This is a genomic window from Actinoplanes sp. NPDC051861 (assembly GCF_040681145.1).
Taxonomy (GTDB): Bacteria; Actinomycetota; Actinomycetes; order Mycobacteriales; family Micromonosporaceae; genus Actinoplanes.
Genome location: NZ_JBFAYE010000011.1, coordinates 274965 through 292518, shown reverse-complemented (window position 1 = coordinate 292518; position 17554 = coordinate 274965). Strand labels below are relative to the sequence as shown.

14 protein-coding genes are annotated in these 17554 nt (G+C 69.3%); 8 read left to right on the top strand and 6 right to left on the bottom strand.

The window, feature by feature from the left end; all coding sequences use genetic code 11:
- Positions 1 to 110: 110 nt before the first annotated feature.
- Positions 111 to 950, bottom strand: a complete 840-nt coding sequence (locus tag AB0M02_RS27565; RefSeq protein WP_364231630.1) for an NAD(P)H-binding protein — start codon at positions 948 to 950, stop codon at positions 111 to 113.
- Between the two features lie 66 nt (positions 951 to 1016).
- Between AB0M02_RS27565 and AB0M02_RS27560 the strand changes: the two genes are divergently transcribed.
- The gene (locus AB0M02_RS27560) at positions 1017 to 1373 is read left to right on the top strand and encodes a helix-turn-helix domain-containing protein (RefSeq protein WP_364231629.1); all 357 of its coding nucleotides are present in this window, start codon (positions 1017 to 1019) and stop codon (positions 1371 to 1373) included.
- Positions 1374 to 1379: 6 nt separating this feature from the next.
- Here AB0M02_RS27560 and AB0M02_RS27555 read toward each other — a convergent pair whose 3' ends face one another.
- The 3 genes from AB0M02_RS27555 to AB0M02_RS27545 all read right to left on the bottom strand — a co-directional run bounded on the left by AB0M02_RS27555 (position 1380) and on the right by AB0M02_RS27545 (position 7987).
- Entirely contained in the window at positions 1380 to 5366 is a 3987-nt protein-coding gene (locus AB0M02_RS27555) for a PQQ-binding-like beta-propeller repeat protein (RefSeq protein WP_364231628.1), read from the bottom strand.
- 111 nt (positions 5367 to 5477) lie between these two features.
- Positions 5478 to 7379, bottom strand: a complete 1902-nt coding sequence (locus AB0M02_RS27550; RefSeq protein ID WP_364231626.1) for a discoidin domain-containing protein — start codon at positions 7377 to 7379, stop codon at positions 5478 to 5480.
- A 74-nt stretch (positions 7380 to 7453) separates the two neighbouring features.
- Complete coding sequence (locus AB0M02_RS27545) at positions 7454 to 7987, bottom strand: VOC family protein (protein ID WP_364231624.1); 534 nt, start codon at positions 7985 to 7987, stop codon at positions 7454 to 7456.
- 60 nt (positions 7988 to 8047) lie between these two features.
- On the opposite strand from AB0M02_RS27545, the gene AB0M02_RS27540 reads away from it, so the two are divergent.
- Positions 8048 to 8596 carry a YciI family protein gene (locus tag AB0M02_RS27540; protein WP_364231621.1) on the top strand — a complete coding sequence of 183 codons (549 nt, stop codon included), beginning with the start codon at positions 8048 to 8050 and terminating at the stop codon, positions 8594 to 8596.
- A gap of 5 nt (positions 8597 to 8601) precedes the next feature.
- On the opposite strand, the gene AB0M02_RS27535 is transcribed toward AB0M02_RS27540, so the two are convergent.
- Together AB0M02_RS27535 and AB0M02_RS27530 are read right to left on the bottom strand one after the other, a co-directional pair.
- Positions 8602 to 9813, bottom strand: a complete 1212-nt coding sequence (locus AB0M02_RS27535) for a serpin family protein (protein WP_364231619.1) — start codon at positions 9811 to 9813, stop codon at positions 8602 to 8604.
- An 11-nt stretch (positions 9814 to 9824) separates the two neighbouring features.
- Positions 9825 to 10808, bottom strand: a complete 984-nt coding sequence (locus AB0M02_RS27530) for a WYL domain-containing protein (RefSeq protein WP_364231616.1) — start codon at positions 10806 to 10808, stop codon at positions 9825 to 9827.
- Positions 10809 to 10871: 63 nt separating this feature from the next.
- Between AB0M02_RS27530 and AB0M02_RS27525 the strand changes: the two genes are divergently transcribed.
- The 6 genes from AB0M02_RS27525 to AB0M02_RS27500 all read left to right on the top strand — a co-directional run bounded on the left by AB0M02_RS27525 (position 10872) and on the right by AB0M02_RS27500 (position 17517).
- On the top strand, positions 10872 to 11789 hold the full coding sequence (locus tag AB0M02_RS27525) for an alpha/beta hydrolase (RefSeq protein WP_364231615.1): 918 nt from the start codon (positions 10872 to 10874) through the stop codon (positions 11787 to 11789).
- 136 nt (positions 11790 to 11925) lie between these two features.
- On the top strand, positions 11926 to 12888 hold the full coding sequence (locus AB0M02_RS27520; RefSeq protein ID WP_364231614.1) for a hypothetical protein: 963 nt from the start codon (positions 11926 to 11928) through the stop codon (positions 12886 to 12888).
- A gap of 211 nt (positions 12889 to 13099) precedes the next feature.
- Positions 13100 to 14617, top strand: a complete 1518-nt coding sequence (locus tag AB0M02_RS27515) for a multicopper oxidase domain-containing protein (protein ID WP_364231613.1) — start codon at positions 13100 to 13102, stop codon at positions 14615 to 14617.
- Positions 14592 to 15182, top strand: coding sequence for a hypothetical protein (locus tag AB0M02_RS27510; protein ID WP_364231612.1), 591 nt, complete (start codon positions 14592 to 14594; stop codon positions 15180 to 15182). Before AB0M02_RS27515 ends, AB0M02_RS27510 begins: the two co-directional genes overlap by 26 nt.
- A 3-nt stretch (positions 15183 to 15185) precedes the next feature.
- Positions 15186 to 16223, top strand: a complete 1038-nt coding sequence (locus AB0M02_RS27505; RefSeq protein ID WP_364231611.1) for an amidohydrolase family protein — start codon at positions 15186 to 15188, stop codon at positions 16221 to 16223.
- A 7-nt stretch (positions 16224 to 16230) separates the two neighbouring features.
- Positions 16231 to 17517, top strand: a complete 1287-nt coding sequence (locus AB0M02_RS27500) for a glutamine synthetase family protein (protein ID WP_364231609.1) — start codon at positions 16231 to 16233, stop codon at positions 17515 to 17517.
- Positions 17518 to 17554 lie beyond the last annotated feature (37 nt).

Here is a 17554-nt window from a genome sequence, read left to right as displayed (position 1 = left end):
TAGAACGGCGACGTCAAGCACCGCCACTCCTTCCGGAGGTCTCCTCTCTGATCAAGGCACCACGCCGAACGTCAACAACCTCCGTGGTCAGTACAGCTAGAGCGGCCGCGTCAGCGGAACGTGTCGGCGTGGCGGGCCAGCCAATCGGCGAACGTGCGGGGAGGCCGCCCCAGCACCTCCTCGACATGCGGGCTGATCTCCAGTTCGCGCGGGGTGGGCCGCCCGAGGATGTCCAGCGTGCCGTCGGCAACCGGCGGCGGCATGAACGTCAGCATCAGCGCGCGTGCCTCGTCCACCGGCTGCGGCACGAACGTGACCGCCGCACCCACGGCTGCCGAGATCTCCTTCACGCGCTGTCGTGGCGTACTCAATAAAGGTCCTGTCAATTCGAAAGTCCTCCCGGCGTGCCGTGGCGAGATCATCGCCGCGGCCGCCACCTCACCGATGTCGGCCGGATCCACCACCGGCAGCCCGACGTCACCGAACGGCGCCGCGACCGCCCGCCTCGTGCGCACCTGCTCCGCCCACGCCAGCGCGTTGGACGCGAATCCACCCGGCCGCAGCACCACCCACTCCAGCCCCGACTCGCGCACGGTGTCCTCGAGCGCCCGCAGCGGCGAGTGCGACACCGAGTCCGGCCGGGTGCCGGCGGCCTGCGACGACAGCAGCACGATGCGGCGTACCCCTCCCGCTTTTATCGCATCGACGATCGCCGGCCCGTCCAGATGCGCACCCGCGCCCGCCACCATCAGGAAGAACGCCGAGGCACCGGAGACGACATCGCGCAGGCTCTCCGGATCGGCCAGGTCCGCGCGGTGGTGGGTCACCCCGGCCGGGAGATCCGCGACCTCCTGCCGGGAGATCGCTCTCACTGCCGAGTCAGAAGCGGCAAGGGTACGCGCAACCGAACGCCCGACGTTCCCGGTTGCCCCCGTTACAACAAAGGTCATGGGGTGACGCTACAAGCCTCCGTATAGTAGGTACCTAGAAGAAAGTGACTACCCAAAGGGGCAGTGGTGAACCCGGATCCCGAGCAGGCCTGCCCGATCGCCCCGGTCGTCGACATCGTCTTCAGCCGCTGGACCACCCCGATCCTCTGGTCGCTGAACGAGTTCGGCCGCCAGCGCTTCGTCGAGCTCGAACGCCGCCTGACCACGATCACGCCGAAGGTGCTGACCCAGCGCCTGCGCCAACTGGAACGCGACGGCCTGATCACGCGCACCTACCACCCCGAGGTCCCACCCCGCGTGGAATACGAGATCAGCGACCTCGGCCGAAGTCTGGGCCCACTCTTCGCCCACCTGGCCACCTGGGCCGACCAGAATCTTCCGGCTGTGGACCGGGCCCGGCAGTCCTACGATGCCGCGCGGTGACAGAGGTCAGCGCCAGAGCCGCACAGTGTTGTCCTTTGCTCCGGACGTGAGGAGAGTTTCGCCGTCGGGAGCCAGGGCCATCGAGCGTATCGGGCCGCGGTGGCCGACATAGGTGGTGAGAAGCCGGGCGGTCCGGGTGTCGAAGACCCTGACTCGCTCCTCACCCGCGATCAGGACGAAGACCCGGCCGGCGTCGTCGTCGAAGATGAGCTGGTCACCCTCGATACGAAACGCCGTCGTCGCCGCGCGGTCCGACGAGTAGGGATAGTCGCCGCCGGGGTCCGGCCCGAGCCGGGCGCCGTCGATCAGTCCGGCGTCGCGCCCGGTCCTGGTCTCCCAGAGGCGGACGCCTCGCTCCTCGCGGACGGCGATCACGTCGCCGGACGGGCTGACCCGTACGTGGGGTAAGTCTGTGCCGAGGTTTCTCGTCCCCTCGGCCAGCAGCGCACCCGTCGTGGCGCTCCACACCCGGAAAGCGACGCCGCCAATCGAGTAAAGCGCCGTTCCATCGGGCGAGAACTCGAGATCGGTCTCGCCGGAGAGGAAGAGGTTCTCGCCCGCGGAATCTTCCAGAACGGTGTGGACCTTGCGGCTCCGCAGGTCGAACAGCTCGACCTGATCCGTCTCCGGGCCTCGCAGTGACAGCAGCTTCCCGGTCGGGTCAATGTTGTAGAAGGACACCGGACGACTTGCCACCACCGCCTGTCCTGTCGCGGCGTCGAACACGTCGAGGGTGCTGTCCAGGTCTCGGGGGTCGTCACCGCTCAGAACCACGACATAGCGGCCGCCTCCGTCGAATTTGGCGGTCCTGATGGAGTTCACCCCGGATATCAAGGGAAGGCGGCGGCCGTTACGTAGGTCGAGCAACGCGACGGTGTCGTCGTCCTCCTTTACGCCGACGAGACGCCCGCTCGTCACGATGGACCGTTCGGTCGCCGCGTCGAGCCTTTCAGGGTTGGCGAGTTCGCTGTCGAAACCGGAGAACCCCCAGAGCCGGCGGCCGGTCGCGGTGTCGTAGGTGGACACCCGTCCAGTGTCGATCATGGTCAGGCGCCGGGCGCCGGTGCTGACCAGAAACGTGGTGACGTGTGACGCGGGCACCACCCCAGGGGGAACGTCGAACTTCCGGTCACCGGTCCGGGCGTCCCGGGCGCGGAACACCTCACCCGCCCCGGTGATCAGGAGATCACTTTCCTGTAGGTCAGGGTTGTACTTGATCCGCTCGCCCTCCATAGCGACCAGGCGCTTGCCGGTCGCCGCGCTCCACAACTCGACGGCCGGTTGATCGGATCCGGGGGCGATGTAATGGCTCGTCGCCACTGTCCGGCCGCTCGCCAGAACATATGCCTCGTCCGCGGTGGCGATCGGACGCCCGGAGGAGAGGTCGAACACGCGGTAGGCGTTGTCGTTCGGGGCATTCGGGGCGAGGGGGTCGGTGCCGGTGCCGCCTTCGACCACGGCAAGCCGGTTGTTGGCCGTGAACGAGACGGCACCGGCACCGCCGGTGTTGCCTCCGAGTTCTGCGACTTTCCTACCGGACGCGGTATCCCATAACGAGACCGTGGGGTCCTTCGCGCTGGACAGGGCGACCAGCGTGCCGTCGGGGGAGACGCTCGCCTCGTAGGGGCCCAAGCCGTGCTTTCCCGAGAGGACGAAGAGAGCGTTGTCGCGGGGGACGCGGGTCAGGACGGCGCCGCTGGCAGCCAGGACGACGGCGGCGAACGCGAGGCGGCGGGTACGGGCGCGAGCCGGGTTGACCTGTTCGGTGCCGTGGTGGACCGGGCGGGGGGCGCGCTGGTCCGCCAGACGGTCCTGGAGGCGGATGTGACGGAACTGGTAGGCCGTGCCGGACTGCCGAAGCAGGCCGCGGTCGCGGGCGCCGGCGAGGAAGGCGTTCAGCCGCCAGGGGAGGCGGCGGCGGGCGGCTAGGGCGCCGCTGACGATCATGAAGCGGGGCCAGGCTCTGGTCATCAGAACGAGGAAGGCGAGGGCCAGCCCGGGAAGCACGAAGTAGGCGCCCACGGCCACCGTAAGGCTGCCAGCCGGGCCGGGCAGCAGGTCGGCGAGGGCGGCGTCAAGGACCGGGCTGAGGGCGGGTGTACCGGGCCATCCTGACCAGCGGGAGGCGGCGCTTGTGGCGAGGTCGGTGAGGACGATGCCGAGCAGGGTGATCAGGAAGGCGAGAGCGGACAGGGTTACGCCGGCGACCAGGGCACCGATGAACGCAGAGTTGCGATCATCGATGAGCGACTTGGCCGGGGTGGCGTGAATGGCCCGGTCGGGCGGGCTGTCGGCCCAGCGCTGGAGGCCGAGCGCGAGACCGACGGCCAGGACCAGGCCGATGACGCCACCGACGGCTCGGAGGTACGTGTGCAGGTTCCAGAGTGTCCACCCACCAGACAGCGTGATGATCAGAGCTGCGCTGAGCGCGGTGGGTACAGCGGGAAACGCGCCGATCGCGGCGCCCTGAAGCAGGCCGGTTCGGAATTGGGCGGCGTCGCGGTGGGCCCGCCAGGAGGCGCGGCGAGGCGGGCGGTCGCCGGCGGCGTACCACGCCACAATGGAGAGGACCGCGAGGACGCCGCCCACCCACGCGGCGTAGGTCAGGGTTTTCGCAAGGTCGGCGTTCCCGTCACTGAGAGCGACCATCCAGAGGGTGGTGGCGGCCATGAACGCCAGCCCGCTCGCCACGCCGACCGCGGGTCCGATCCAGGCGCCGACCAGGCGTGGGACGAGGGACCACCATTGCAGGTCGCGTTCGTGGCGGGCCAGCATCTCCTGGGCCAGCGCGCCGAGCCACTCCCGGGCCTGGTCGGCGCTGGGCGTGCCGTCAGGCGGGTACGCGGCGTCCACCATGCGGTCGACCACGTGGTCCTCGATGGCGTTGCGGGTGGCGAACCGTTCCTCATGCAGCAGTTCGGACGGGTCCCGATGGAGTGTTCCGTAGGCCGTGCGGGCGAACGAGGCCATCAACGGGGTGGAGAGTGACCGGGCGACGACGCCGTCCTCGTGCGCTTCGAGGTGCTCGATGATGCGAGTCCAGGGCTCCGGCCTCGGCGACTCGCGAAGGAAGGCGACAAGAGTGGGTGCCGGGATCGGCTTGATCTCGATCACCGGCGCCTCCCGGACGGCGTCGGCGCCGCCGGCGATCAAGTCTTGGTACTCGACCGAGCGGCAGGTGACGACGATCGGGCGGCCGGCCACCAGGGCGTCGTTGAGCGCGCCGAGGGCCTTGTCGCGGCCCAGCTCGTAGATCTCGTCGATGCCGTCGATCACCGGGAGGATCAGGCCGCGATCGACCAGGCGCCGCGGGATGTCGCTGCGGCCGTTGTAGTAGGTCTCGGCGACGGTGCGGACGATCCATGAGTCGAAGTCCTCGCGCGGCGGGTCCCAGGAGGAGGCGGAGAGCAACAGGGCCACGGATGAACCGCCGGCCCGGCCGTCGAGGAGCCCGAGGGCGAGCAGGAGCGCGAGGACGGACTTGCCGGCACCCGGCTCACCGAGGATGACGAGACGGCCGTTCGGGAGGGAACGGAAGTCCGCGGTGAGCGCCTCGGCGGCACGGTCGGCGTCGGCGATCAGCCCGCCCTTGAGAGTGAACCGGCCGATCCTGGTAGATGATCCGTCGGCCCGGGTGACGCGTGTCGGCGGGTCGGCGACCTTCAGCTCGGTGGTGGCCCACTGAACCGGGATCATCCGGCCGGTCCGGAGCCCGCGGGCGCCGGCCTCCTCGCTCAGCTGTGTGTATGCGGTCCTGGCCAGTTGGTCGGCGATCTCCTCGATCGGCTGGTCGGCGGGGGCCGGCCGATCCGGGATGACCAGCACCTGGCTGGCGACACCGGCGATCGCGAGCAACAGACTGGGCAGCGCGCCGATCGGCTCGTCGCCGCGGGCCAGCGAGGCGAGGAACCACACGACTGCCACCACGATGGCCAGCCAGCCGAAGATCTTGATGAGTGCCGCTGCGGAGGGGCGGGCTCTCCAACGGGCCATGCAGCGCACCCTATCGGGAACCGTCGATCTTGCAGGTGGCCCCCGCGAGGCGATTGCTGCACGAGGCCGTGCCCACCCCGCGGATTGCGGGCTGGGCACGGCACTCCTTACTCAGCGAGAGTAGAGGCGGAGATCGGCGATGCTCCACCAGTTCGGGCTGCTTGCGGTGGACGTGATCCGCAAGTAGCGGGCTCGTGTGAGCGGGAGCTTGACTGTCGTGAGCTGGGCCGCACCCGTGCCGGACGCCACGTCGCGCCAAGAGCTGGCGTCGTGGCTCACCGAGAGGCGCCAGCCGCGGGCGTAGTCGCCCAGGTTGCCGCCGCTGTCGATGGCCACGCTGCGGAAGACGCGGGTGGCACCGAGATCGACCTGCAGATACTGCCCGGGTGCCTGGGCCGCGCCGCTGGACCAGCGGGTGGAGGCGTCGCCGTCCACCGCCAGCGGCGCGCCCTCGCCGGCCGGGTCGGCCGTGGCGGTGGCGCCGGTCAGGGTGAGTTCGCCGGGGTGGGCGTCCACCGATCGCGGCAGCACGAATGTGGCCAGGGCGCCGCCGGGCAGCGTGTACTCGAACTGCCGGTCGCCGACCGAGACGGCGAACGAGCGCGGGTCGTCGTTCTGGTTGTGGACGACCAGCGCGATGGTGCCGTCGGGGTTGCGGAAGGCGACGTCCATGATCTGGCCGTTCCAGCCGGTGGTGCCGAACGAGGTGCTGCCGATGCGGACCGCGCCGGGACGGACGAACTTGGCGAGGTGGCCGATCGTGTAGTACTCGGCGTCGGGACGGACGGTGCCGTCCGGCAGCAGCGTGAGCAGGCCGGTGCAGGTGCCGCAGCCGCCCAGGTGCGGGCCGCCGGTGCTGTCCAGGGCGATGTTCCAGTTGACGACGGTCTTGCCCCAGTTGCGGGTGACGCCGATGACGAGGTTGCGGGCGTGCCAGGTCAGCGTGCCGCGGAAGATCTGCTCGTCGGTGTCGTCCGGTCCGTGCGAGCCGGAGCACTCGGTGAACCAGATGCCCTTGTCCGGGTGGGCGTTGTGCAGCGTGGTCTGCGCGCTCGGGTCACCCGAGTAGCAGTGGTACGCGGTCCCGGCCAGCCAGCGGGCCGCACGCGTGTCGAGCAGTTGGTACGGGTAGTCGGTCTCGGGATCCTCGCCGGGCGGAGTGGACTCGACGTCGCCGGGATGCGTCTGCCAGTTGTGGTCGTACCCGAGGATCTTGGTGTTCCTGAGGAGCGGGCTCTTCTTGAGGAGCGGGCCGAGCCGTTCGATGACGGCGGCCTGGTCGCGGACCGGCATGTCGGTGCCGGGGTAACCGCCGGGCTTGCGGTTCTGCGGCTCGTTCTGCACGGTGAGGTAGTCGATGGTGACGCCCGCCCTGCGGTATTCCTCGACGAACCTCGCCAGGTATCGCGCGTAGGCGTCCGGGTACTTCAGGCGCCCTCCGACCAGCGAGTCCCCGGTCTTCATCCAGGCCGGCGGGCTCCACGGCGTCGCGAGGATCTTCAGGGACGGGTTGAGCTGTTTCGCGCGGCGCAGCAGCGGCAGGATCTGAGCGCGGTCGTGGTCGATACTGAACCGGCGCAGCCCGAAGTCGGTCTCGCCGGCCGGAACATCGTCGTACGTGTAGTGCTCGGCGGTGGCCGTGAAGTCGGACGACCCGACCGGCTGGCGCAGGAAGCTGACGCCGATGCCCTCCCGCGGGTCGAACAGGTCACGCATCGCGCGGTCCCGGGCGGCCGGGCTGAGCCGGTGGAGCACGCTCGCGGACGAGTCGGTGATCGAGGCACCGAAGCCGTCCATCCGCTGGTAGGTCTGCTCCGGGTTGACGACGATCGTGGGCTGGGTGCTCCCACCTCGGCCGAACGGCACCGGTGCGCGCTCGTGGAGCAGCTCCGAGCGGTCCACCGTGGTCACCCAGACCCGGGCCGTGGCCGGCCCGGGCGGGTGGGCGACCGCGGCGGATCCGCCCGTGAGGAGAAGGGTCATGCCGAAGAGTCCCGCTGCAGCGCGCCGCATCCTGTCTCCCTATGAAACAAATGAAACAGCGATTGAAGTTCTGTGATGAGCTTCGTCGCGCGCTTATCAGCGGGTCAAGCGGTCGGCGTTCCGGAACCTGGTGAAACAACTGAAACAGCGAGGGACCTCATGGCCGCGTCGATGGTGCTGAAGACGATGTCCTCGCCGTCCTCCCAGACCGGGGTCGGGTCGGGCTGGCCGGGTGCCGGCGCCCACAGCCACCAGAGGTTCTGCCAGCGGTCGAGCATCCGGCCCAGGGTGGTCTCGCCGTAGAACGGCGTGGACTCGGTGACGACGGTGGCGCCGAGCGCGGTCGCGCGTTCCAGGACGGCGGCCACGTCGTGGACCCAGACCTGGAGCAGGCCGGGACGCGCCGCCCAGCCGTCCAGGCGATCCGCGACCATCAGGTCGACGGTGCCGAGGCGGACCTGGGCGTGGATCAGCTTGCCGTCGGGCATCGGGGTGTTCGCCTCGGCGGACTCGGTGACACCGAAGACACCGCAGACGAAATCGAGGAAGCCGGCCGCGTCGTCGACGATGACGAACGGGTTGAGGACGGCGCCGGCACCCGGAACAGAGTCCGGCGGAATCAGAATCTCGCTGGTCATGCGGTCCAGCCTGCCGGGATTTCCGGTCAGTTCCCGGCCGCTTCATGATTGGCTTCAGACATGGAATTCCTGTGCTACCACCGCGACCGGCCAGGCTCGCTGGCGTTGCGTCTCGACCTGGGGGAAGCACATTGGGCCTACACGGACGGGTTCGAGTTCATCGCCCGCGGCCCGACGCTGTCCCCCGACGGTGAAACCCCGACGGGGAGCCTGCACATCGTGGACCTTCCCGATGCGGCCGCCGCCCGCGCGTTCGCCTTCGACGAACCCAACTATCAGGCCGGCGTCTACCGGGACGTGCTACTGCGGCGGTGGCGCAACGCGCTCGGCCGCACGATGTGGGAGTTCCCCGGCGGAGTTTCCCCGTCGGTTGGGGAGCGGTTCCTGGTGCTCGGCTTCGGCGCGGGTCCGGCCGCCGACATCGAGGTGCCGCCGGACCGGTCGAATCTGATCGCGTACGGGCCACTGCTGTCCGACGACGGCGAAACGTGGCTGGGCACGGCGTCGCTGCTGGTCGCGCCTTCACCGGATGAGGCACGCGCCGTCCTGACCCTGGACCGCTATGCCTCCGTGGAGGTGCACCCCTGGACCTTCGGCGGGCGCCGATGACGCTGTCAGGAGCGGGGGTCGGTCACGGAGCCGAGGAAGAGGATCGTGCCGGTTCGGGTGTCGGAGATGGTGAAGGTGAAGGGGCGGTCGACGCGGAACTCTCGTTGGCCGACCAGGGCTGAGGTGGCCATGGTGCCGCCGGAGACGGCTGCGGCCTCGGTGCCTTTCTCGTCGACGCGGATGTAGGTCTTCTGCACTACCGCGGAGAGCCACGGTGCCTGCGGTGACATGGGGTGGAAGTCGGCTTTCGCGGGGTCGAAAGCGGCCGTGATGCCGAGGCGGCGCAGCGGTTCGACCAATTCGGCCTTCCAGCGGAGCTCGAATTTCGGCAGGGTCAGTTCGTCGATCGTCTCCTCGGTCAGGCTGTCCACCGCCGCGCGCCAGGACGCCGCCGTCATCTCTTTCGGGGGTACGTTCTCGTCCGGCAACATGATTTCCATGCCGTACCGGCCGTCCTCGCCGTAGGGCAGCCGCAGCATCCGGAATCCGTCCCGCTCGGCATAGCCGAATTTCTCCCCGCTGAGGTGCATTGTCGGCACGTCACCCACACCGGTGAACGGTGCCGGTCGCGTGTTCGCCGGATCGAACTGGGTCTTCCAGTCACCGAGAAAATAAACCGCGTTGAGGAGTACGAGAACCGCGTCGGCGTTCGGCAGCCCCAAGTCCTCGGCGATCCTGTCGATCCGGCCCTCGGTGTTGTCGCTCGCCCACTTGTCGATCTCCTTCACCACGTCCGGCGAGCCGAGATCGCGCTCGTCGAGGGTCGCGCCGAACGCCCGCTCCAGGAAGTCGAGGTAGTCCTTCTCGAACGGGCGGCCCTCGTCGGCCCACAGGGAGTTCGCGACCGCCAGGGTCACGTCGTCGGTGTCCGCCAGTTCGCGCAGGAGTGCGCTCACGCGTACATCTCTGGGGTTCTGCAGATGCAGAACCTTGCCGATCTCCGCGGAGGTCTCCCCGCCGGCGCCCGCGAGAAGCATCGCCAGCAGCACGCTCATCGACAGCGGGGAGGTGACGGTGTTCTCCCGTGTGCCGCCCGCGACCTCGTTGAACAGCTCGAACCCGAAGGTGTTGACGGCCTCACCGACGGCGCGGGCGTCACCGGGCGCGAGGTCCGCGACCAGCTCGGCATCGATCCGTCCGGCGTCGCCGGGAACATCGCCCGAACCACAGCCGGCCACGACGGCCAGGAGCAGGACCACGGTCGTTGCCAGAGCCATGCGCAAACGAGTCACAGGGTGTTCGACGGTGTGGGGGAGGCGTTGGTTCCGCTGTAACGCCGGGCGAGGGCGGTGCCGATCGCGGCCAGGTGGTCCCGCACGCCCTGCGGGCCGGTCACCTCGAGCCATTCGACCAGTCCGGCGAGTTCGCCGGCGAGCGCGTACTCGTTGAAGCCGCGGATCACGACCTCGGTACGGCCGTCGGCCGTGGCGGAACCCACCTGAAGGCGGTCGCCGAGCATCGCCCGGAGCAGGCCCAGCCCGTCGGGCGCGCACACCGCCTGGATCTCCAGGGGTGATCGCCTGCGGTCGACCTCGGCGGCGATCTCGCGCCAGCTCTCGGCGAGGTCGAAGTCGCCGGGCCGGTGCACGGGGTCGCCGGTCGGATCGGCGGACGACACACGGTCGATCCGGAAGGTCCGCCGGCCGGTCTCGGTGCCGGCCACGATGTACCACCACGGTCCCTTGGCGACGACGCCCAGCGGGTGGACGGTTCGCACGGTCTCGGCGCCCTTGCTGTCGACGTAGCCGAGCCGCACCTGGACGCCGCGGATCACCGCGTCCTGGAGTTCGTCGAGGAACCGGGGCGCCCCGGGTCCGGCCCGGCTCGACCCCCACCGCTGCGGGTCCATGACCAGCGACGACGCCGCCGCCTCGGCCTGCAGCCGGAACGGCTCCGGCAGTGCCTGGACGAGCTTTCGCAGCGCCGCCTTCACGGCCGGCGTCGCCGCCGATGCCGGTCCGGCGACGAGGAACAGGGCACGGGCCTCGCTCGCGGTCAGCCCGGACAGGTCGGTGCGGGCGCCGCCGACGAGGCGCCAGCCGCCGCCCCTGCCCTGCGTCGAGTACAGCGGAACGCCGGCCATGGCCAGGGCGTCGAGGTCGCGGCGGGCGGTGCGCTCGGAGATCTCCAGCTCGCGGGCGACCTCGGCCGCGGTCACCCGTTCGCGTCGTTGCACCAGGAGGAGGATGGCCATGAGGCGGTCGGCTCGCACGCCGGCAACTCTTCACGTAAAACAGGTCATGGGGTGACCGGTTTCGGTCCGCACGATGACGCCATGACCATGTCTGATCCAACACTCGTCCCTGTCAACGGCGTTGAGCTCGAAGTCTTCGAAGCGGGGCGGCCGGGACGTCCCGTCGTGCTCTGCCACGGCTGGCCGGAGCTGGCCTTTTCGTGGCGTCATCAGGTGCCCGCTCTTGTCGAGGCGGGTTATCACGTCATCGTCCCGAACCAGCGAGGGTACGGAAATTCGTCGCGCCCGGCCGACGTGTCAGCTTACGACATTTCGTATTTGTCGGGTGATCTGGTGGGGCTGCTCGATCATTACGGGTACTCGGACGCGACCTTTGTGGGTCATGACTGGGGTGCGATGGTGGTGTGGGGTTTGACCCTGTTGCATCCGGACCGTGTGAATGGGGTGATCAATCTCAGTCTGCCCTATCAGGAGCGCGGTGATAAGCCGTGGATCGAGTTCATGGAAGAGGTGCTGGGCGGGGACTTCTACTTCGTTCACTTCAATCGGCGGCCGGGGGTTGCGGATGCGGTGTTCGGGGAGAACACATTTCAGTTCCTGCGCAATCTCTACCGGAAGAACTCTCCTCCTCGGCTGGATGTGTCGATGATCGATCTCGCCCGGGAGGCGACGCCACTCGGCGAAGCGGTGATGAGCGACAGTGAGCTTGCCGTCTTCGTGTCCGCGTTCGAATCGTCAGGGTTCACGGGCGGCATCAACTGGTACCGGAACCTGGACCGCAACTGGCACCTGCTGGCGGACGTCGATCCGATCATCCGGCAGCCCACCCTCATGATCTACGGCGATCGTGATCTGGTCGCTCGGTCGCCACGGCTGGCGGAATTCGTGCCCGATGTGGAGGTGGTCAGTCTGGACTGCGGCCACTGGATCCAGCAGGAGAAGCCCGAGGAGACGAACCGGGCAATCCTGAAGTGGCTCGGCCAGCGAGACTCTTTGTAGTCGACCGGGGTCCGGCGCCGCGGTAGGGCAGAGCCGTAGCGCGGAATGTCGCTGCGGTTCTGGCCATCCGTGAATTCCGCGTTCACGTGGCCGGCGGTGGGTTTTGGCCGGGGTGTGTGGACCTAGGCTGACGATCATGGCTGACGAAGTGGTGCTGGGTGAGGTGACCTGCCCGTCCGGGCAGTTGGTGATCACCGATGGCGGGTATCTCGAGATGTGGTCCGGGGATCGGGTGCCAGACGACGAGGAGCGTCCGGCGACCGACTTCGCGATCGTGGGGCTGGATGCCGAGGATGCGGCGGAGAGCTTTGATCGTCAGACGGGCACTCGGCTGTATGACATTCCCGCTCATGCTGTTACCGAGTTCGCCGGGAAGTTTGAGGGGCACTGCCGGGAGCATGGGTTCGACGCGAGGCTGCGCGCGTTTGACCAGCAGGTTCCGCATCGGGAGCGGGTTCGGCACGCGGTAGCGGCTCGCGAATCCGGATTTATCGTGATGGGTGTGCCTGTGCTGGCGATCGAGGTGCCGTCCGGCCGAGGGCTGCCGGTCACCGCTGTTCCTGGAAAATATGGATGGCAGTCGATGCGGATTGCGTTCAGTAAGGCGGCGGTGGCTGATTCTTGGGTGTTCGGGGAGCTGGGGGTCGACCATGCGCGGCTGGTGTTCGCGGACGCGGACGCGCTGAACTCGTGGGAGCATGTGCTGCCGTTGGACGGGCTGGCTGACCTGGTGTTCTGGGGGCGTGACGAGGAGCAGGTCGCTGCGGAGTTCGGCGCGCCGAGGCTGAATGACGGCGGGTACGGGTGGGTGGATCTGCCGGCCGAGGAGGCGTTTCAGCGTGGGCTGGCCGTCGAGGCTCGGAGCAACGAGGCCGGCGGGCCGATGTTCGCGTTCGATTTTCGGCCGCACTCGCATCATTGGCAGGTCATGGAGCTGGTCCGAGCCTCCGAGCACGAGGCCGGTGTGATCGAGGTCGGTGGCGCGAAGGTGCTGATGGCGATGACCTCGGTCGGGGACGGCTTCTTTCCGGTCCATCTCGACGTCGATGCCGATGGCGCGCCGGTCGGGCTGCGCATCGACCTCGCCCGCGAGGACTGACGGCGTCCCGGGGAAACCTTTGGGCCGGCGGTCGCCGGGCGGTCCGGAGTTGCAGGGGGTCGCGCAGTGGCGGCAGAGCCACCCTAGTTGGCGGGGACCGGATTTCGCGTACATCAGACCCTGAGACGGCCTTGAGGGAAGGCACCCAGCTTTCCCGGGCATGTGCGCGGAGGTCTGGAACTGCCGGTGGATGACGCGGCAGATTTCCGGCATGCGTAAGTGGATTTTCCGTGGTCTCGCGGTCGTGCTCGTGCTGGGGCTGGCGGCCGCCGGTGGTCTCGTCTGGCTGCTCACCCGGCCGGCGGTGGACACGGTGGGGAAGGTGGCGTTCGAGCGGAAGCTGGCCGTGCCGCCGCTGGCGACGTCGCGGACGGACGGACAGGGGCGAAGGGTCTTCGATCTGCGGGCGCAGGCGGGGGAGAGTGATCTCGGGCGGGGGAAGGGTACGGCGACGTGGGGGTACAACGGGGCGCATCTCGGGCCGACGCTGCGGGCGAAGCGTGGCGAGAGGGTGGTCGTGAACGTCAGCAACGGGCTGGCGGAGGACACCACGGTGCACTGGCACGGGATGCATCTGCCGGCGCGGATGGACGGTGGGCCGCAGGCGCCGATCCGGCCGGGGGCGACGTTCTCTCCGGAGTGGACGGTGGACCAGCCGGCGGCGACGCTCTGGTATCACCCGCATCCGCATGAGCGGACCGAGAAGCAGGCCTATCGAGGGCTGGCGGGGATGTTCCTGATCGACGACCCGGGGACCGACGTGGCGGGGCTGCCGCATGAGTACGGCGTGGACGACGTGCCGGTGATGGTGCAGGACAAGTCGTTCACCTCGGGCGGTGGGCTGGACGAGGGGTGGCGGCTCGGCAGCGACATCGGGATCCTCGGTGATTCGGTGCTGGTCAACGGTACGCCGGGCCCGTATCTGGACGTGACCACCTCGCTGGTGCGGCTGCGGCTGCTGAACGCGGCCACCGCGCGGTTCTTCAACTTCTCGCTGTCGGACGGGCGGCCGTTCACGCTGATCGGCACGGACGGCGGTTTGCTCGACCGGCCGCACGAGCTGCGACGGCTGCCGCTGTCGGTGGGTGAGCGGGCCGAGGTGCTCGTCGCGATGAAGCCGGGGGAGCGGGTGGTGCTGCGCAGCGGGCCGCCGGCGCCGGCGGACGACTTCGCGACGGGGCGGTTCCAGGGCGGGCGGGACCGGTTCGACGTGCTGGAGCTGCGGGCGGCCGCAACGCTGCGGCCCAGCGGGGTGGTGCCGCCGAAGCTGGTGGAGACGCCGCGGCTGGACCCGGCGACGGCGGCGCAGAAGCGGGAGATGGAGTTCAGCACGCGCAACATCAACGGCAACAAGATGGAGCACGGGAGGATGGACGCGGTGGTCACGCGGGACACGACCGAGGTCTGGACGGTACGCAACGGGCACGACACCCCGCACAGCTTCCATATTCACGACGTGCAGTTCCAGGTGCTCGGCTCGACGGACGGCTCGCCGGTGCCGCCGCAGCTCAGCGGGTGGAAGGACACGGTGTACCTGCCGGCGCACGAGGGCTGGACGGTGATCATGAGGTTCGCGGACTTCGCGGATCCGGAGACGCCGTACATGTTCCACTGCCACGTCCTGCGGCACGAGGACGAGGGGATGATGGGGCAGTTCCTGGTGGTGGCGCCCGGTGCCGCTCCGCCGCAATATGCTGGTCAGCATGGCGATCACGGTGCCGGCGGGTAGCAGCCTGACCCTGCGCTGCCCGGGTACTCAGGACTCGGTCATGGTGACGCTGGCCGAGGTGTCGGCGCCGTTCTTTCCCGAGCTGCCGCCGATTCCGGTGCTGAGCCTGGACGGGCCGGGTGAGCGGCGGTTCGGGATCGTCGAGCTGGTGACACGGAGCGGCGTGACGTGGGCCGAGGCGGAGCTGCGGGACGGGCTGTTGCGGATCCTCGGTGACGCGCCGGCCGACGTGGTGCAGCGCCGGGGTGCGGCGCGAAGGCCCGGTACGTATCCGGCGGCGGGGACGGCGCAGATCGACCGGGCCGCGGGGCGCCGGCTCGTGGCGGTCAGCGGGCACGTGGAGGACATCTCGATCGACGGGCTGCTGCTGCGGGCGACCGCGGACGACGGCGTCCCGTCGCTGCCGTCGGGGATCGAGCGCACGCTCCTGCACGTGGCGATGCCGTGGGGCGAGCTGACGGCGGCGGTCGTCACGGTCGACCAGCGGGCCGATCTGTTGCGCGGCACGTTCGAGTGGATCGATGCGGATGATGCTGAGCAGCTGGGGCGGTTCTGTCAGGCTTGAGCCGTGCGGTTGATCGACCATCACTGCCACGGCGCGGTGGAAACGCCGCTCGACCGGGCCGGGTTCGAGGCCTATCTGACCGAGTCTGATCGGGCGGCGCCGGAGGGGTGTTCGGCGTTCGACTCCCAGCTGGGGTTCGCGGTGCGGCGATGGTGTGCGCCCGTGCTCGGGCTTCCGGCTCATGCGCCGCCGGGGGAGTATCTGGCGCGGCGGGCATCGCTGGGTCCGGCTGAGGTCAATCGGCGGTTGATCGAGGCCGCGCGGGTCGAGACCTTCCTGGTGGACACCGGCTATGGACCAGAAATGCCGATATATGCTGATTCAAGGGAAATCGTGCGGCTTGAGGCGGTTGCTGAGGCGCTCGACGGGGTCACGGCTGCCGGGTTTGCGGCGGCCTTCGAGGAGGCGCTTCCGGCAGAACGGATATATGGCTACAAGTCGGTTATCGCGTACCGTATCGGGTTGGACTTTGATCCGGAACCACCGACCAAGCGTGAGGTTACCCGCGCGGCCGGCCGATGGTTGCGCCAGGGTCGGCCGCGGTTGACCGATTCTGTTCTGCTGCGCCACCTGATCTGGGCCGGTCTGGAGCGCGGTCTCCCGCTGCAATTTCACACCGGCTTCGGCGACCCGGACCTCGACCTGGCCCGCTGCGCCCCGGCGCTGATGACCGGATTTCTCGCCGCCACCCGCGACCGCGGCGTCCCGATCATGCTCCTGCACTGCTATCCCTTTCACCGCCAGGCGGGATATCTCGCACAAGCATTCCCGCACGTCTATCTCGATGTCGGCCTGGCGGTCAATCATGTCGGTGCGCGCGCCACCGCCGTGGTGGCCGAGTCGCTGGAGCTGGCGCCGTTCCACAAGGTGCTCTATTCGTCCGACGCCTACGGCCTGGCCGAATTGCACTACCTTGGCGCGGTGCTGTTCCGGGAGGCGTTCGGCGCGATCACCCGCGACGGGCTCTGGTCGCCGTCCGACGCCGAGCGGGTGGCCGAGCTGGTCGGTTCCGGCAACGCGCGGCGGGTCTACCGGCTATGAAAGGCAGATGGGCATGCGCCAGGTGCACGAGTTGCGCGAGCGTGGGGTCCGGGCCGTCATTCTTTCGTACGTGGATACGGCCGGGATCAATCGAGTGAAGACGGTCCCGGTGAACCGTCTCGACGACGCGGTCCGCTGGGGTGTCGGCATCTCCCCGGTGTTCGACGTGTTCCTCTCCGACGACTCGGTGACCGGCACCGACCGGCTCGGCGGCCCGGACGGTGACCTGCGGATGCGCCCGGACATGGACCGCCTCGTGGTGCTGGCGGCGCAGCCGGGATGGGCGTGGGCGCCGGCCGACCGATTCACCCAGGACGGCGAGCCGTGGGTGGCGGATCAGCGCGGCTTCGCCCGTCGCGCGGTGGAACGGGCGGCTGCCGAAGGCGTGTCGTTCCGGATGGCCATCGAGGTGGAGTGGGTGGTCGACCCGCCCGAGCCCACTTTCGCCTCCGCCTACGGAATGAGCCGGCTCGTCGAGTTCAGCGACTACGCGCGCGACATTCTGGTCGCGCTGGAAGAGCAGGGTGTGCAGGTCGAGCAACTGCATCCGGAGTATTCGGCGGGGCAGTTCGAGGTCTCGGTCGCGGCCGCCGATCCGGTTGCGGCGGCGGATGACAGCGTCCTGGTGCGGCAGACCATTCGGGCGGTTTCCCGGCGGCACGGGCTGCGGGTGTCGTTCTCACCCTGCCCGGTTTTCGAAACGGTCGGAAACGGCGGGCATGTGCATCTGTCGGCCTGGCGAGGCGGGGTGAACCTGTTCGAGGGATTCCCGGAACGGGACGGCGGTTATGCGGCCGCGGGCATCCTGCATCACCTGCCCGCCCTCCTGGCGCTGGGTACGCCCTCGCCGGCCGGTTACCTGCGGCTGGTGCCGTCGCGGTGGGCCGGCGCCTTCGCCTGCTGGGGCGTGGAGACCCGCGAGACGGCACTGCGGTTCGTGCCCGGTACCTCCGGCCTGTCCGGCGCGGCCAACCTCGAGGTGAAGTGCTTCGACCTGGCGGCGAACCCGTACCTGCTCCTCGGCGGCCTGGTGGCGGCCGCGATGAGCGGGTTGTCGGCGCGGCGGCCACTGCCACCGCCGGTGACCGGGGACCCGGTGCTGCTGCCGGACGCACCGCGGCTGCCCACCTCCCTGGACGCCGCGGTCGAGGAGTTCGCCGGTGACGCCGTGCTGCGGGCGGCGCTGGGCTCGGTTCTCTTCGACGCGGTGGTGGCGGTGCGGCGCGCGGAGGCGGCCCGGTTCAAGGGTGTCGCGGACGAGGAGGTGGCGGAGGCGCTGCGCTGGGTGTACTGATCCTGGGACCCGGCCATCCCGACACGGTCCGAGCGGT

Coding starts and splice junctions, on each gene's coding strand:
- AB0M02_RS27565 (WP_364231630.1), bottom strand. CDS start 950: ATGACCTTTGTTGTAACGGGGGCAACCGGGAACGTCGGGCGTTCGGTT.
- AB0M02_RS27555 (WP_364231628.1), bottom strand. CDS start 5,366: ATGGCCCGTTGGAGAGCCCGCCCCTCCGCAGCGGCACTCATCAAGATC.
- AB0M02_RS27550 (WP_364231626.1), bottom strand. CDS start 7,379: ATGCGGCGCGCTGCAGCGGGACTCTTCGGCATGACCCTTCTCCTCACG.
- AB0M02_RS27545 (WP_364231624.1), bottom strand. CDS start 7,987: ATGACCAGCGAGATTCTGATTCCGCCGGACTCTGTTCCGGGTGCCGGC.
- AB0M02_RS27540 (WP_364231621.1), top strand. CDS start 8,048: ATGGAATTCCTGTGCTACCACCGCGACCGGCCAGGCTCGCTGGCGTTG.
- AB0M02_RS27535 (WP_364231619.1), bottom strand. CDS start 9,813: ATGGCTCTGGCAACGACCGTGGTCCTGCTCCTGGCCGTCGTGGCCGGC.
- AB0M02_RS27525 (WP_364231615.1), top strand. CDS start 10,872: ATGACCATGTCTGATCCAACACTCGTCCCTGTCAACGGCGTTGAGCTC.
- AB0M02_RS27520 (WP_364231614.1), top strand. CDS start 11,926: ATGGCTGACGAAGTGGTGCTGGGTGAGGTGACCTGCCCGTCCGGGCAG.
- AB0M02_RS27515 (WP_364231613.1), top strand. CDS start 13,100: ATGCGTAAGTGGATTTTCCGTGGTCTCGCGGTCGTGCTCGTGCTGGGG.
- AB0M02_RS27510 (WP_364231612.1), top strand. CDS start 14,592: ATGGCGATCACGGTGCCGGCGGGTAGCAGCCTGACCCTGCGCTGCCCG.
- AB0M02_RS27500 (WP_364231609.1), top strand. CDS start 16,231: ATGGGCATGCGCCAGGTGCACGAGTTGCGCGAGCGTGGGGTCCGGGCC.